At 61.5% G+C, this 14160-nt stretch carries 15 protein-coding genes; 10 read left to right on the top strand and 5 right to left on the bottom strand.

What is annotated here, in order from left to right:
* Positions 1–160: 160 nt before the first annotated feature.
* The 7 genes from TSACC_RS15315 (at position 161) to TSACC_RS21915 (ending at position 6842) form a co-directional block, all read left to right on the top strand.
* Positions 161–1315 (top strand): ABC transporter substrate-binding protein, encoded by a 1155-nt coding sequence (locus tag TSACC_RS15315; RefSeq protein WP_084400517.1) that lies wholly within the window; start codon positions 161–163, stop codon positions 1313–1315.
* A 24-nt stretch (positions 1316–1339) separates the two neighbouring features.
* Positions 1340–2215 (top strand): branched-chain amino acid ABC transporter permease, encoded by an 876-nt coding sequence (locus TSACC_RS15310; protein ID WP_075080107.1) that lies wholly within the window; start codon positions 1340–1342, stop codon positions 2213–2215.
* Between the two features lie 3 nt (positions 2216–2218).
* Positions 2219–3199, top strand: a complete 981-nt coding sequence (locus TSACC_RS15305) for a branched-chain amino acid ABC transporter permease (protein WP_075080106.1) — start codon at positions 2219–2221, stop codon at positions 3197–3199.
* The gene (locus TSACC_RS15300; protein ID WP_075080105.1) at positions 3196–3966 is read left to right on the top strand and encodes an ABC transporter ATP-binding protein; all 771 of its coding nucleotides are present in this window, start codon (positions 3196–3198) and stop codon (positions 3964–3966) included. The genes TSACC_RS15305 and TSACC_RS15300 overlap by 4 nt, the downstream gene beginning before the upstream one ends.
* On the top strand, positions 3963–4670 hold the full coding sequence (locus TSACC_RS15295) for an ABC transporter ATP-binding protein (RefSeq protein ID WP_075080104.1): 708 nt from the start codon (positions 3963–3965) through the stop codon (positions 4668–4670). Before TSACC_RS15300 ends, TSACC_RS15295 begins: the two co-directional genes overlap by 4 nt.
* A 445-nt stretch (positions 4671–5115) precedes the next feature.
* Entirely contained in the window at positions 5116–6669 is a 1554-nt protein-coding gene (locus tag TSACC_RS15285) for an excinuclease ABC subunit UvrC (protein ID WP_075080102.1), read from the top strand.
* Positions 6666–6842 (top strand): hypothetical protein, encoded by a 177-nt coding sequence (locus tag TSACC_RS21915; RefSeq protein WP_153811465.1) that lies wholly within the window; start codon positions 6666–6668, stop codon positions 6840–6842. The genes TSACC_RS15285 and TSACC_RS21915 overlap by 4 nt, the downstream gene beginning before the upstream one ends.
* On the opposite strand, the gene TSACC_RS15280 is transcribed toward TSACC_RS21915, so the two are convergent.
* The 3 genes from TSACC_RS15280 to TSACC_RS15270 all read right to left on the bottom strand — a co-directional run bounded on the left by TSACC_RS15280 (position 6839) and on the right by TSACC_RS15270 (position 10121).
* On the bottom strand, positions 6839–8092 hold the full coding sequence (locus TSACC_RS15280; RefSeq protein WP_075080101.1) for a cation:proton antiporter: 1254 nt from the start codon (positions 8090–8092) through the stop codon (positions 6839–6841). The genes TSACC_RS21915 and TSACC_RS15280 overlap by 4 nt on opposite strands.
* A gap of 186 nt (positions 8093–8278) precedes the next feature.
* Positions 8279–9166: a hypothetical protein gene (locus TSACC_RS15275; RefSeq protein ID WP_075080100.1), complete on the bottom strand. Its 888-nt coding sequence runs from the start codon at positions 9164–9166 to the stop codon at positions 8279–8281.
* A 211-nt stretch (positions 9167–9377) separates the two neighbouring features.
* Positions 9378–10121 carry a phosphodiester glycosidase family protein gene (locus TSACC_RS15270; protein WP_075080099.1) on the bottom strand — a complete coding sequence of 248 codons (744 nt, stop codon included), beginning with the start codon at positions 10119–10121 and terminating at the stop codon, positions 9378–9380.
* Between the two features lie 91 nt (positions 10122–10212).
* On the opposite strand from TSACC_RS15270, the gene TSACC_RS15265 reads away from it, so the two are divergent.
* Entirely contained in the window at positions 10213–10722 is a 510-nt protein-coding gene (locus TSACC_RS15265) for a PsbP-related protein (protein WP_075080098.1), read from the top strand.
* Complete coding sequence (locus TSACC_RS15260; RefSeq protein WP_084400516.1) at positions 10665–11582, top strand: sulfotransferase family 2 domain-containing protein; 918 nt, start codon at positions 10665–10667, stop codon at positions 11580–11582. The genes TSACC_RS15265 and TSACC_RS15260 overlap by 58 nt, the downstream gene beginning before the upstream one ends.
* A 31-nt stretch (positions 11583–11613) precedes the next feature.
* Here TSACC_RS15260 and TSACC_RS15255 read toward each other — a convergent pair whose 3' ends face one another.
* On the bottom strand, positions 11614–12195 hold the full coding sequence (locus TSACC_RS15255) for an ankyrin repeat domain-containing protein (RefSeq protein ID WP_075080096.1): 582 nt from the start codon (positions 12193–12195) through the stop codon (positions 11614–11616).
* Between the two features lie 62 nt (positions 12196–12257).
* Positions 12258–13493, bottom strand: a complete 1236-nt coding sequence (locus TSACC_RS15250; protein WP_084400515.1) for an MgtC/SapB family protein — start codon at positions 13491–13493, stop codon at positions 12258–12260.
* A gap of 204 nt (positions 13494–13697) precedes the next feature.
* On the opposite strand from TSACC_RS15250, the gene TSACC_RS15245 reads away from it, so the two are divergent.
* The gene (locus tag TSACC_RS15245) at positions 13698–14135 is read left to right on the top strand and encodes a helix-turn-helix domain-containing protein (RefSeq protein WP_075080095.1); all 438 of its coding nucleotides are present in this window, start codon (positions 13698–13700) and stop codon (positions 14133–14135) included.
* Positions 14136–14160: the final 25 nt, after the last annotated feature.

The raw sequence follows: 14160 nt of genomic DNA, 5'->3' as shown, positions 1-14160 counted from the left end.
GAGGTTAACATGCCCCGCCGGGCTGCCTGGAGAGGGGCTGAGGGCTGGAGAAAGGGCGCAAATCGCTCTCGCCCGGGTGATCCGCTCGCCCGGGAATCGTCAAACTCGCGAAACCAAAGCTTGCGCGAGGGGCCTAAATTCTTCATTCCCATGAACCGCTATGAAAATTTTGCGCTTCGCCGGGATCGTGCCGTTGATCGGGTTGCTCGCAGGCTGCGGGAGCGGCGCTCCCTCGGCAAAGATCGGACTTAACGTCGAACTGACCGGGGAAATGCCGGCGGTCGGTGCATCGGCGAAGAACGCGGCGGAGTTGTTTATTAGTCAACAAAACGCTGCGGGCGGGATTCCGATTGGCGACCAGAAGGTGCCTCTCGAACTCGTGATTGGCGACAATGCCGCCAAAGCCGACCAGGCTGCCTCGGTGGCCAACAAACTCATCGCCCAGGACAATGTAATCGCGATGGTCGGTCCGGACGCGAGCGCCTGCGCCATTCCCGCCTCGGAAATCGCCGAGGCCCTGAAGTGCCCGATGATCTCGCCGTGGTCGACGAATCCGAAAACGACGGTCGACGTGACCACGGGCAAGCCGAAGGAATATGTCTTCCGGGCCTGTTTCACCGACACCTTCCAAGCTCGAGTGCTGGCGAAATTTGTTCTTAACAATCTGAAGAAGACCACGGCTGCGGCTCTTTATGACGTGGCGTCTGAGGCTCCGAATGGCCAGGCGAATCTCTTCCGCGAGACCTTTGAGACTAATGGCGGCAAGATGGTGGCCTTTGAAACCTACACGACGGGCGACCGCGATTTCTCCGCGCAACTGACCAAGATCAAGGCGGCGAACCCGGAGGTGATCTTTCTCCCGTGCTATTATAATGACGTGCCGCTCATCGTTCAGCAGGCGCGTCGGCTGGGCATCACGGCGGATTTCGTCGGCAGCGACACCTGGAGCACGCCGGAGATCATCAAGCTCGGCGGCGACGAGATCAATGGCTCGTACTTCTGCAACCACTACTCGACGCAGATCGCGACCGACGTGGCGCAGAAGTTCATGACCGACTATAAGGCCAAGTATGGCCAGGACCCCGACGATATCGCGGCGCTGACCTACGACTCCTTTGGCATTCTGACCGAGGCAATCAAGGCCGCTGGCAAGCTCGATCGGCAGGCCGTGCGCGATGCGCTGGCGAAAATCTCGGCTTACAACGGTGTGACGGGTTCCTTCAAATTTGAAGGCACGGGCGATCCGATGAAGAGCGCGGTGATTCTCCAGATCAAGGACGGCAAGTTTGTCTGGGTGGCCAACGCCACGCCGTAATCGAAGGAACGGCGGCGCGCTCGGATGGATTACTTCGCACAGCAGGCGATCAATGCGATCCAGCAGGGATCGATCTATGCGCTGATCGCGCTCGGGTACAGCATGGTCTATGGCGTGCTGACCATGATCAACTTCGCCCACGGCGACCTGTTCATGGTGGGGGCGTTTGCCTGCCTGCTCATCGCGTCGTTTTTCCCGCTCCCCTTCATCGTCATTCTGATCCTCGTGATGCTGGCGACGGGGTTCCTCGGAGCGCTCCTCGAACGTCTCGCCTACCGTCCGCTGCGCAATGCGCCACGCGTGTCGGCGATCATTACGGCACTGGGCTGCGGTCTGGTGATTGAGAATGTGGTCCTGAGCCTTTCGCCCTATGCGAAACCGATGCCGCCGCTCTTCACCGTGACGGGCTATCATATCGGAGGACTATCGGTTTCCACTCTGCAGCTCATGATCATCGGCGTGTCGATCGCTCTGATGGTGGGACTGGATTTCCTGATCCGCCGCACGTCCTTTGGCATGGCGATGCGGGCGATTTCCTTTGATGCCAAGACAGTGCCGCTCCTGGGGATCCCGTTGAACCTCATCATCTCCGTGACCTTTCTCATTGGTGCGGGACTTGGCGGCGCGGCGGGCATGCTCTACGGGCAGGCGTATCCGGTGATAGCGGCCTCGATGGGCATTCTGGTCGGGTGGAAAGCCTTTGTCGCGGCAGTGGTCGGCGGTATCGGGAGCATTCGGGGTGCAGTACTGGGAGGGTATATTCTCGGCACGGTCGAGGTGATGACGGTCGCTTTCCTGCCCTCCACGTATCGGGACCTCGTGGCGTATTCCTTGCTGCTGGTCATCCTGATTTTCAAACCCTACGGCCTGCTTGGCAAGGCGCCGAACCAGAAAGTATAGCGCATGGCGGCGGTGGTGGCATTTTTCAAGAAACTCGGCGCGAATCGCTACGCGCTGCCGGTGTTGCTGGCGGCGGGATTTGTGCTGAGCCTCGTGATCCCGCAGTTTGGCCTGCTCAATGGTTATGTGCAGTTCGTCCTGATCATGATCGGGATCAACATCATCCTGAGTGCGAGCCTGAACCTGGTGAATGGCTACATGGGCGAGTTCAGCGTGGGCCACGCGGGTTTCATGAGCCTTGGGGCTTATGCGTCCTCGGTGCTGACAGTGAAGCTCCTGCCCGATCTGCCTGATGCGTTTTTCTTCCTCCCTGTGATCGTGGGCGGGCTGGTGGCGGCGCTGGCGGGGTTTCTTCTCGCGCTGCTTTCTTTTAAAACCCGCGGCGACTATCTCGCCATCATCACGCTGGCGTTTCTGATGATCGTAAAGTCGGCACTGGAAAACATCCCGTATGTCGGCGGGCCCCGCGGCATGCTGGGCATCCCCAAGCTCACCACGATGGCGTGGGCATTCTTCTGGGTGGTCGTGACGATCTGGGTGCTACGCAATCTGCTGTACTCAAAGTTTGGCCGGGCCATCGCGGCGATCCGCGAGGATGAGATCGCGGCGAACTCCATGGGCGTGCGCGTGCGCGAGGCGAAGATCCTGGCCTTCTCGGTCTCGTCGTTCTTTGCTGGCGTGGCGGGGGCGCTCTTTGCCCACCTGCTGGTTTTCATCAATCCGTCCTCCTTCGATATTTTGAAATCCACGGAGATGCTGGTGATGGTTTACCTTGGCGGCATTGGTTCGCTGGCGGGATCGATTATCGGAGCCGTGATCTACACGCTGCTCTCGAACTGGCTCCAGCCGCTCGGCACTTGGCGCATGGTGATCATGCCGCTGATCCTCGTGCTGTTGATGCTGTTCCGGCCCAAGGGCATCATGGGCTTCCGTGAGCTGCCGTGGTTCCTGCCGAAGCGCGAGGCGAGGAGGAAGGACTCATGAGCGCGCTGCTGGAGGTGCGAAATGTCAGTCGGCACTTTGGCGGGCTGAAGGCGATCTCGGGGTGCGACTTCTCGGTGACCGAAGGCCATGCACATGGCATTATTGGGCCGAATGGAGCAGGCAAGACGACGCTCTTCAATCTCATCACGGGCATCTACAAGCCGACGGCGGGCGAGATCGTCTTCGCTGGCGAGCGTCTCGACGGAATGCGTCCGAGCCGCATTGCGCTCAAGGGCATCGGGCGGACTTTTCAAAACATCCGGCTCTTCAAGCAGCTCACGGTGCTGGAAAATGTGCGCATCGCGTATGATTCCCAACTGCACTATTCGCCGCTCGAGGCTCTGATCACGCTGCCGCGCATGGGGCGCAACGAGGCGGAGTCCATCGCGAAAAGCAGCGCGCTGCTGGAGGCCTTCGGGCTCGGAGCGCTGAGTGACAGTCTGGCGGGCGACCTGCCGTATGGCTTGCAGCGCAAGCTGGAGATCGCGCGCGCCATCGCCTTGAAACCGCGCCTGCTCCTGCTGGACGAACCGGCGGCGGGGTTGAACTCCGGCGAGACGGCGGCGCTGACGGAATTCCTGCGCTGGGTGCGCACGGAGTACAAGGTGACGCTGCTCCTCATCGAGCATCACATGCACCTCGTGATGGGCCTGTGCGACCGCATCACGGTACTGGATTTTGGACAAAAGATCGCCGAGGGCACGCCGGAGGAGATCCGGGGCAACAAGCGCGTGATCGAAGCTTATCTAGGAGCCGAGGAAGAATGAATGCGCTCGAAGTCCACGACCTGACCGTTTCCTACGGAGACATCCGCGCGGTGAAGGGGATTTCCTTCACAGTGAAGCAGGGCGAGATTTTCACCCTCATTGGAGCCAACGGAGCAGGCAAAACCTCCACGCTGCGCGCGCTCTCGGGCATGCTGAAATACGGCGGCCGGGTGGTTTACGAGGGAACGGAGATCGACGCCATCGCGGCGGACAAGCGCGTGGGTCTCGGCCTCGCGCATGTGCCGGAGGGTCGCGGCATCTTCGGCAACCTGACCGTGATGGAAAATCTCAAGCTCGGCGCGTGGCTGCGCAAGGACAAGTCCGGTGTGGCCGAGGACCTGGAGCGAGGGCTGACGGCTTTCCCCCGCCTGCGCGAGCGCAAGGACCAGGCGGCAGGCACGCTTTCCGGCGGCGAGCAGCAGATGCTCGCAGTGGCGCGCGCCTTGATGAGCCGCCCAAAGACACTCCTCCTCGACGAGCCCTCCATGGGCCTCGCCCCGAAGCTGGTGCAGGACATCTACCGCGTGGTGCGCGAGATCAACGCCCAGGGCGTGACGATCGTACTCGTCGAGCAAAATGCCAATCTTGCCCTCAAGATCGCCCACAGTGCGGCGGTTCTTGAAACCGGGTCGATCTCGCTGATCGGTACCGGTGCGGAACTCCTCAGCGATCCGCGCGTGCAGGCGGCGTACCTCGGCGCCTGATTTGGTGGACGTAGGGTCGGCGTCCCGCCGACCTGCGAGAAAGACGGTGGGTTTGCAGGAGGGTGCCTTGTGGTTTCAATGAACCCTCCGAGTGGGCCGGCAAGATGCCGGCCCTACGTGGCAGGCAGCGGGTCTTGCGTGGAAAGGGCAACGATAGACATCTTAGCGATTTTTCCTGGGTGAAGAAGGCTGTCTTTTTCAGCTTCTCGCGGCTCTATCTTGGCAACCTCCTCCGGTTTTCCCTTTGTTTCCTTCGCTGCCTTCTGTTCAATCTGCCTTCCAGGCCGTCGCCACGCAGTCGCCCGATTGAGTTCGGGGCGTAGCGGGATCAACGTCAACCGACCCAACCCTTTGTGACCTTTGCGGCCTTCTGTAAAATGCCCCCGTTCCCCGCGTTTTCCCGGAGGAAATCGTTCGCCGGGTGTGATATGCTGTTTCTCCTCCGATGACCCAGCCCGACCACCAGCTCAAACTCCGCGACGTGCCGCACAAGCCGGGCGTGTATGTGATGCGGGATCGTTTCAAAAAGGTGATCTACGTCGGGAAGGCGCGCGACCTGCGCCGTCGGCTGGCGAATTACTTTACGCCCTCGCGGCAAAACAAGGCCGATCTGAAGACGCGTGCGCTCATCGAGAGCATCTGGGATTTTGAGTGGCACATCGTGCGCAGCGATGCCGAGGCGGTGCTGTACGAGGGGCGGCTGATCAAGGAATTCCGGCCCAAGTACAACATCAGCTTCCGCGACGACAAGCGGTTCCTCCTCGTGCGGGTGAACATGAACGAGCCGTGGCCGAGGTTTCAGCTCACGCGTCTGCGCAAGGACGACGGGGCGAAATACTTCGGCCCCTTTGCGCATTCCGGTGCGTTGCGGTCGACGCTGAACGCGGTGCGCAAGCGCTTCGGCCTGCGATCGTGCCGTCCGCCGGAGCCGAACGAACGCGACTACAAGCATTGTCTCGATCATGTGATCAAAAACTGCACCGCGCCGTGCATCGCGCGCATCACGCGGGATGCCTATCTCGCGAAGGTGGCGGAGGCGTGCGATTTCCTCGATGGCGAGTCGCGGCACATGATGGAGCAGGTTGAGGCTGAGATGAAGGCGGCGGCGGAGAAGCTGGATTTTGAAAAGGCTGCCCAATTGCGCAATCTGCTGGAGGATCTGAAGCAGACGACGAAGCCGATGACGCGCTTTACCCGCAAGACGCTGCCGACGACGATCAACCCTGAGGAAGACCTCGCCGCCCTGGCCGATGCGCTCGGGCTGAAGGCTCCGCCGCAGACGATGGAGTGTTTTGACATTTCCAACATCTCCAACACGCACATCGTCGCGAGCATGGTGCGGTTCAAGGACGGCGTGCCAGATCGCGCGAACTACCGCCGATATCGCATTCGCGGCACGGAGGGGCAGGACGACTTTGCCAGCATGGCCGAGGTGGTGCGGCGGCGTTACAGCCGGCTGCTCATCGACGGCGCGGCGGCGGACCCCGATGCGGAGTATTCGCAGGAGCCGCAGATGGAGGCGATGGAACGCGCCACCGCCGCACGCGGGAATCGCTTCGTTTCGCTGCCCTCGCTCATCATCGTGGATGGCGGCAAGGGCCAGCTCTCCAGCGCGTGCAAGGAGCTCCAGCGGCTCGGCATGTACGACCAGCCGATCATCGGGCTGGCCAAGGAATTTGAGGAAATCTACCGCCCCGGGCGTCCGCTCCCGCTGCAACTCCCCGAGGACAGCGGCGCGCTGAAGCTGCTCCAGCGCATCCGGGACGAGGCCCACCGCTTCGCCAATGGCTACCACAGCCTGCTCCTGAAAAAGCGCATCAGCGAAAGCGTGCTCGACGACATCCCCGGCGTGAGCGAGTCCCGTAAAAAGGCGCTGCTTGCCGCCTTCGGCTCTGTCGACCGGATCAAGAAAGCGGCTCCCGACGACATCGCCGCCGTGACCGGCATCGGCCCGCGCCTCGGCGAGCAGATCGCGGAGTATTTCTCGCGGGGCTCATGACATCGGACGAACTGCTGTGCAAGATCGAGTCGCTGCCCGTCGAAAAGCGCAGGCTCGTGGAGGAATTTGTCCAAACGCTGATGGGCGAGGATGCCGGTCCATCATTTGAAGAAGCTGCGGCCAGGGTCTTCGCTAAACACGAGACGCTCTTCCGCAAACTTGCGGACAGCTAACTCTCCTCCCCACTCAGCTGCCACCGGCGGTGGAGGACTTGAATGACGGGGCCGAGGAGGAGGCTTGTCACGACAGCGAGGAGGACGACGGCGACGAAGATGGGCTCCGAGATGAGGCCGGTGCCGAGGGCGATCGTACCGAGGACGATCTCTTGGCCGCCGCGCGCGGTGAGGCTGAAGCCGGTGGCGAAGGATTGGCGCCGCGTCAGCCCCGCCCAGGAAGCGCCGAGGGTGCCGCCGAGGAGCTTGCTGCCGATGGCGAGAGCAAAGACGAGGGCGACCAGCGGGAGGTGGAAATTGGAGATGAAATTCACCTTCAGCCCGATGGCGACGAAGAAGAGCGGGGCGAAGATGGAGGAGATAAATTGCAGGAACTGCTCCTTGAGTTCCTTGGTCACGACGTGCGAATCGCCCAGCGCGACACCCGCGACGAACGCGCCAAAGACGGCCTCCAGCCCGAGGAGCTGAGTCAATGCGGCGGCGACGAGGCCAAAGCCGGTGGCGAGACCGAGGAAGCTGGCGGGCCAGTTCAGGTGTCGGTTGACGAGGGGGAAGAGGCGATTCGCCGCGAGGCGCACGACGGTGAGCATGAAGACGGCAAAGACGACAGCCCCGGCGAGATTGAGGAAGACATTGCCCTCCAGCCGTCCGTGAATGAGGCCGACGGTGACGGCAAAGAGCAGCCAGCCGACGATGTCGTCGAGCATCGAGGAGGAGACAACGATCATGCCAAAGCGGGTGCGCAGCAGGCCGGTATCGAGGAAGGTGCGCACGGTGACCGAAAGGGCTGAGATTGCCAGCGCGGTGCTGAAGAACAGGGCAAAGGCGAGCGGCTGCGGGTGTGCGGAGCTTTCTCCGAGGATACGCGGAACGAAATAGGCGGCGGCAAAGCCCGCGAGGACGGGAATGGTGATGCCAAAGGCGCCGATCTTCAGCGCGGCGATGCGATTGCTAATGACGGTGCGGAGGTCGATTTCCAGCCCGGCGGCAAACATGAGCAGAACGATGGAGATCTGCACCAGCACGCGCATCATGTCCCCCGCTCCACCTGCCGCGGGGTACATCGCCTGCGTCAACTGCGGAAAGAAATGCCCCAGGATGCTCGGGCCGAGCAGGACGCCGAGGAGGATCTCCGAGACGAGCGGGGCTACGCCGATCTTGCGCAGCGGGTCGCCGAAAAGCCGGGCGAGCAGGATGATCGAGCCGACGGCGAAAAAGACCTTTGCCAGTTCCAGGCTCTCCTTATCCATGCGCCGCCGATGGTAGGGCGGAGCCGCCGGGCGGCAAGTCCCGTTTGGGACTCCTCGGAAATAAGGGAACGCGGGAAATCGCAGCGTTCGCCGGGCGTGGCGGGCTAGGGGACCATGGGTGGCTGGCCTGCTTTAGCCATCGATCTCGCTACACCCCCATTCCGCGTCGGGGTGCGATCGGCTGCTTCAGAAGCGGCGCATGCGGCGGCGGAAATAATACGCCGTCACGGCCAGGCCGCAGAAGGCCAGCGCGGTGGGGTTTGCCTCCGGGACGCTGGATATGCCGGTGAGCTGGATATTATCCAGCGACTGGCTGCCCTGGATGTTTGACGTCGTGTACGTCATGCGCAGGTAAAAGGACGACAGATTATTAAGGGCCGAGCCGCTGAGGGTGGAGAGATTCAGGCTTTGGGTGTGAAACGCGCTGTCTGCCGCCGGATTGAGGGTCGTGAGGGCGAAGTAATTCGTGCCATCGAGGCTGTAGGTCCAGGCTTGCGAGGAGACGACGCCGCTGGTCAGGCGGGTGGAATAGCTGAGCGACAGCGAGTCGTAGCCAGCACTGCTGAGGGAAAAGGTAATATACTTGTTGATCGCGTTGCCACCGCTGTTGAGGAGCAGGAGCGAGCCGCCGGTGGTGGAGTCGGTGCTGGCGCGGTTCACCGTGGAGTCGGTGAAGACTCCGTAGCCCGCCGGGCCGCTCGTCGATCCCTGAACGGTATAGGTTGTGGCCTGCTTGCCATTGATCAGACCACCCGAGATCGTGCCGTAGTTGGTAAAGTCGATGTAGATCGACGAGCCATGAAAGATGGTGCCGTTGGCGGAGTTGCTGGCCAGAGTGCCGGGCACCGAGTTTGCGGTCTGGTTATAGGCTTCGCCGTAGGCTGCGGCGGTGGTTTTGAACGACCCGATGGTACTGCCGGAAAAGGCGGGGCTGACGTTGTTGAAATTCCAGTAACTCAGCAGCGTCTGGGCGCTGGCTGAGGAGAGGGCCCCTGCCATCGCAAGCAGGAGACAGAATGCGAGGCCGGGGCGGCGCAGGAGGGATTTTGCCGGGAGGGATTTTGAGGGGATCATTGCTGCGGGGGGATGGAGGGCACTTGGTACGTCTTTCTACGTAACGACGCGACTCTACTCCCGGATTCCTCCGAAGCGTGAATTAATGACCGACCTAAAATAGGTGAAAATCCGACATTTCAGCCCTTTTTGGGGCAAAAAGCGGGTCGGTTTTCGTTGGGGCGTGGAAAATGGACCGGCAGAGCGCGGATTCCAGAGGTCAAAAAAAGGGCTAGCGCGATGGGGCATCGCCCACTTTCGGCGCGATGGCAAAGATGGCGCCGAAGTAATTGCTCGGCGGGATGTCTCCAGGGTTTACGAACATGCGGCTGATGTCGCCATCGAGGAAGAGGGCATCCGGGCAGCCCTGCGAGCGGAAGAACTCGGCGAACTCGTGGAGATTCGCATAGCGCGGCTGGCCAAACTCCGTGATGGCAAAGACGACGGTGCCGTCCGGGCGTACGCCGACGCCATTGCGGTGGAGGTAGTTTTTGGAGTCGGCACGGAAGGCCGGGTGGACCTTGCCGTTGCGCAGCAGGAGCGGGCCGGACTGGATGGCGAGGCGGGCGTGCGGTTTGAGCTTGGCGTATTCCTCGGAGGTCACGACGTGTGCGCCTCGGGCGTCGATGTAAAAGACGCCATTGGGCTTGAGGAAGAAATTCCCCGCGCCGGGCGAGAGATTGAGGGGATGGAGGATCTTGCCATCGATGATGCAAAGTCCCGACGGCACGCCGCCCTCCTCGAAGATTCCGGCGTTCATGATGAAGGCCACCCGCCGACCCTCGGCGCGTAGGTGCTCCTGGAGTTTGCTGAACTGCCCGAATCGCTCGCCCGATGCATCCTTCCAGAAGAGGTCGATCTCGGCGGGCTTTGTCTCGTAGGTGAGGAAGACGGTGCCGCCGCGCTCGATGCGCTGCTGGGCGGAGACGAGCGGGGCGGTGGCGAGCAGGAGGAGAGCGAGGACAAATGTGCGCATGGGCGGGAAACTCAGGCTGGTCGCATCGTATCAGCCTGCGGGCAAAAGACACTCGCGAAGATCGCCGGGAAGGGGCAGATTTTGGCCTCCTATGAAACTTGACTCGAATTGCTTCCTGCGAAATGCGTCGGCAGCCCTCGTGGGTGCAGTGTTCCTGGGCGGGCAATTTCTTGCGTCGGTCAATGCTGCGACTGTCGACCTGCCGCAATATGGATTTTCCATCGACGCTCTCGATGCGGCTCCATCCGGCGTGGCGGCCACGACGGCGCTGATCACTTTTCTGCCGCCTTCGGACGGATTTGCTCCGAATGTCAACGTGAACATCCAGCCTTACCCGGGGAATATTGCGAGCTACGCCGCGATGTCGAAGGGGCAGTTTGAGTCGATGAAATGGACTCTCATTTCGGAAAAGCAGGTGAGCGGCAACGAGTGGATGGTTGAGTATACCGGCGCTACCCAGGGCGCGAACCTCCACTTTTACGCGCGTGCGATTTCAAAATCCGGCAAGGTCTATCTGGTGACCGGCACCGCGAAGGAAACGCAATGGAGCACAGTGTCTGCGGTGTTGCGCAAGCATGTGGATTCCTTCCAGGTGAAGTAAGGCGACGCGGAATTTTCGGCGGGCATGCTGGGCTCTGCGTGCGGCTCGGACTTGGGGAGAAACGAACGAAGGGCTTGTTTCAGGCAATAGGCATTATTCTCAAAAAACCGGGGACAATTTTATACGATAAGCAGGCAAGAAATTCTCGCGCCCAGTTGCCTTCCCTGATTCCTTGTGCGCGAATGATCTGCCACGAGCGACGGTTCCTCTTCGTGCATATCCCGAAAACGGCGGGCAGCAGTCTCGGCGAGGCGCTCGGCTGTGAATGGCAGAATCACAAGGACATCCGCCGCTACCGGCGGGAACTGCCCTCGGAGCAGTTCCTGACGTATTTCAAATTTGCCATCGTGCGGAATCCCTGGGCGCGGCTGCTGTCGGATTATAACTTTCAGCTCCAGAAGAGCAGCCGCAGCGCGGACCGGCTCCATGTCTATGACCACCGGGGGAGGCAGCGCCCTTTTGGCGAATGGGTGCGGCTCGTGCTCGGCGGCCCGGTGCCGACGGATTCCCGATGTTGGGGTGGGTCGACCTCGTCGACGATTCATCGCTGGAGCCCTCAGTACGACTGGATCTCGATCGACGGCGAGAACATGATGGACTACGTCGGCCGCATCGAGACGCTCGCCGCCGACATGGACGTGATCTGCGACCGGGTCGGCATTCCCCGCGTGAAGCTTCCCTCCAAAAAGCGCAAGTTTCATCTGCACTATTCCCACTACTACGACGAAGCCTCCCGCGACCTCGTGGCCTCCTACTACGCAAAGGACATCGCCGAGTTTGGCTACACCTTTGAACAAGCCCGCCCGCTGGCCGGATGGCAAAGGGCGCTGCTGGCGCGGTTTCATCCGAGTTTGCGGTAGGGTAGATTATCGGATTGTCCCCCTAGGGTTCTTACGTGCTCGTCAGATTGGGATTGGGGGATCCATGCCAGCCGGGGATGTTGCCGTAGAGCAGAAGGGCGAGGATTTCCGAGGGGCGGAGATGCCAGCTTCCCCACGTCAAGGGTGAGTCACCGTTTATGTCTTTAGCGGTTTTGTCTGCTCCGGCCTCGATCAATGCCGAGACCATTTCGAAATCGCCGTAGGCTGCGGCGCGGTGGAGCGGAGTTTCGCCACGGGTGCGGATGTCTCGCATGAAACATTCTGTCGGCACTCCAGGGATGGTCGCCCGGTTCACGTCGGCTCCGTGGGCGATCAGGCTTTTTACGATCCGGGTGCGTTCCGGGGCGGAGGTTGTTTTGGTGATGACTTGATGGAGGACGGTTTCGCCAGTGGGTTCGTGAAAGGTGTTGGGATCGGCGCCGAGCTTCAGGAGGAGGTCGCAGGCGTCGGGCTGCGCGTTGTACGCTGCCGCCTCAAGGGCGCGGCCAATCTCGCGCGGTGGGATTTCCGCGCCGGAATTCAGGATGTCGGCAATGTCCTGCAGTCGCCCGTTCCATGCTGCGTCGAATAACTGCTCGGGGATGTTGCTCATAGGTTGGCTGGCAAAGGATTCTCTGATGTCGATTTCGAGACAGTCTCTATATCGCAGAAAGATCAATCCCAAAGGACGAGCAGGGCGGCTCCGGCGAGGGCGATAAGGCCGAAGCCTGCGGCGACGCTGCGGGTGAGACGGGGGGAGCGGACTCCGGCGACGATGAGGAACTTAAAGAGGAAATTTGCCAGCGCGGCGATGAGGATGGCGCGCCAGGCGGTGGAGGCGTCGAGCTGGCCCCTGGCCGCGAGCTGGGCGGAGGAGAGCGTGATGGCGTCCATGTCGGTGAGGCCGGAGATGAGGGCCACGGCGTAGAGCCCGGCGTCGCCGAGCTGTTCCTTCGAGAAGGCGACGGCGACGAGGACGAGGGCATACAGGCCGCCAAAGACGAGGGCGGACTTGAGTTCGGCGGGGTTTTTCTGGGCGGGGAGGCGTTCCGTGGCGTGGCTGCCGCGGAGGTAAAAGACGGCGGTGACGGCGCAGGTGGCGGCGGCGAGGAGGGCGATGGGCGCGGCAATTTGCGGGAATTGCGCGGGGGCCATGACGGCGATCTCGACGAGGACGCGGCCGAGCGAGACGCACGAGGCGGTGAGGATGACCACGGCGGCGAGGCCCGCGAGGTGGGGCTGCGCGCCGCGCTTAGCAAAGCTTACCGTGGTGGCGGTGCTGGAGATGAGCCCGCCGATAACGCCGCCGAGGAGCGTGCCCGCGCGGCTGCCGAAGATCTTGTACGCGACATAACCGCCGAGGCTGATGCCGACGATGAGCACGACCATGAGCCAGAGCTTGAAGGGATTCCACACGCCGTAGGGGCCGTAGTTCGCATTGGGCAGCACGGGGAGGATGACGAGGCTGAGGAGGACGAACTGCATGATGGCATGCATGTCCTTTTGCCCGACCGCCCCGGCGAAGCGGTGCAGCGGCTCCTTCATGTGCAGGACGATGACCATCACGCCCGCGAGCACGACTCCGGTGGTGATGTTGACCACGACGAGCAGCGCGCCGATGGCAAAGAGGAGCAGGGCGGCGACCTCGGTGGTGATGCCGGGATCGGGCTCGCCGGTTTTGTTCTTTGCGAGGTTTGCCAGGATGAGGACGGCGGAAAGGGCGGCGAGCCCGACGGCGACGATCCACCCGCCGAGGGGGCGGCTCAATTGCGCGCAGACGGTGCCAAAGAGGGCGATGAGCGGAAAGGTGCGGATGCCCGCGATGGGGTCCTCCTTGCGCTCGCGTTCGAGGCCGAGGAGGAGGCCGAGCCCGAAGGCGACGGCGAGCTGGAGGATGACGTCGGGGGTCACGGGGCTACTCTAGCGGATTTGCGGGGCGAAGGCGTGAAAAATCCGACGAAGTCGGAAGTGGGATCGCGGAAGTGGGAAGTTGGGTTCGTCGGGGAGACTGGTTTTTATGGCGGGATGGCGGGGCTGTCGCGGTGCCTTGAGTCTTGTCCCTTTGTTGTGGTGGAGGGTTGACCGCGGGGAGGATGGCTGTCCTATCTTGGCAGCATGTTCGATGTCGAAAATATGCCGGGCATTCTGAAGGCGCGGAGGGAGGCGCTGGAGCTTTCGGCTCAGGACGTTGCTCGAATGGTTGGAATATCTTCGGCGGCGTATTTTGATCTTGAGACGTTCGCTGCCGATTTCCGGCAGGCCGTAAGCTTGGACAAAATCATCCTGCTTTCCAAGGTGCTAAAGGAGGAGGCGATTGCTCGCTTTCATGATTCGGAGAACGCGGATGGAAGGAAGGTTCTTCTGAATGACCTGCCCGGCCTTATTCTGACTCAGCTAAATGAATCGGGCATGAGCTTTTCGGAATTCTCCACGCGTGTCGGATATGATCTCTCCTCAGATGGGTTGACCAATGAAGATGTGTTAAACTGGAATCTCGATTGCCTCTTTTTGGTTTGCGAGGAATTGGGTGTGTCGGAGATATTGCTGAGATAAATTCGCTTGTCGTGTTGACGTGTGT

Source organism: Terrimicrobium sacchariphilum, assembly GCF_001613545.1.
Lineage (GTDB): Bacteria > Verrucomicrobiota > Verrucomicrobiia > Chthoniobacterales > Terrimicrobiaceae > Terrimicrobium > Terrimicrobium sacchariphilum.
The sequence above is the reverse complement of the archived record's forward strand: the minus strand, read 5'-3'. Positions and strand labels throughout refer to the sequence as shown.

What these genes read in the sequence shown, in the direction of transcription:
- TSACC_RS15305 (WP_075080106.1), top strand. Translation starts at nt 2,219, where the DNA reads ATGGCGGCGGTGGTGGCATTTTTCAAGAAACTCGGCGCGAATCGCTAC.
- TSACC_RS15270 (WP_075080099.1), bottom strand. Translation starts at nt 10,121, where the DNA reads ATGCGCACATTTGTCCTCGCTCTCCTCCTGCTCGCCACCGCCCCGCTC.
- TSACC_RS21915 (WP_153811465.1), top strand. Translation starts at nt 6,666, where the DNA reads ATGACATCGGACGAACTGCTGTGCAAGATCGAGTCGCTGCCCGTCGAA.
- TSACC_RS15295 (WP_075080104.1), top strand. Translation starts at nt 3,963, where the DNA reads ATGAATGCGCTCGAAGTCCACGACCTGACCGTTTCCTACGGAGACATC.
- TSACC_RS15275 (WP_075080100.1), bottom strand. Translation starts at nt 9,166, where the DNA reads ATGATCCCCTCAAAATCCCTCCCGGCAAAATCCCTCCTGCGCCGCCCC.
- TSACC_RS15245 (WP_075080095.1), top strand. Translation starts at nt 13,698, where the DNA reads ATGTTCGATGTCGAAAATATGCCGGGCATTCTGAAGGCGCGGAGGGAG.
- TSACC_RS15300 (WP_075080105.1), top strand. Translation starts at nt 3,196, where the DNA reads ATGAGCGCGCTGCTGGAGGTGCGAAATGTCAGTCGGCACTTTGGCGGG.
- TSACC_RS15255 (WP_075080096.1), bottom strand. Translation starts at nt 12,195, where the DNA reads ATGAGCAACATCCCCGAGCAGTTATTCGACGCAGCATGGAACGGGCGA.
- TSACC_RS15285 (WP_075080102.1), top strand. Translation starts at nt 5,116, where the DNA reads ATGACCCAGCCCGACCACCAGCTCAAACTCCGCGACGTGCCGCACAAG.
- TSACC_RS15280 (WP_075080101.1), bottom strand. Translation starts at nt 8,092, where the DNA reads ATGGATAAGGAGAGCCTGGAACTGGCAAAGGTCTTTTTCGCCGTCGGC.
- TSACC_RS15315 (WP_084400517.1), top strand. Translation starts at nt 161, where the DNA reads ATGAAAATTTTGCGCTTCGCCGGGATCGTGCCGTTGATCGGGTTGCTC.
- TSACC_RS15265 (WP_075080098.1), top strand. Translation starts at nt 10,213, where the DNA reads ATGAAACTTGACTCGAATTGCTTCCTGCGAAATGCGTCGGCAGCCCTC.
- TSACC_RS15260 (WP_084400516.1), top strand. Translation starts at nt 10,665, where the DNA reads ATGGAGCACAGTGTCTGCGGTGTTGCGCAAGCATGTGGATTCCTTCCA.
- TSACC_RS15310 (WP_075080107.1), top strand. Translation starts at nt 1,340, where the DNA reads ATGGATTACTTCGCACAGCAGGCGATCAATGCGATCCAGCAGGGATCG.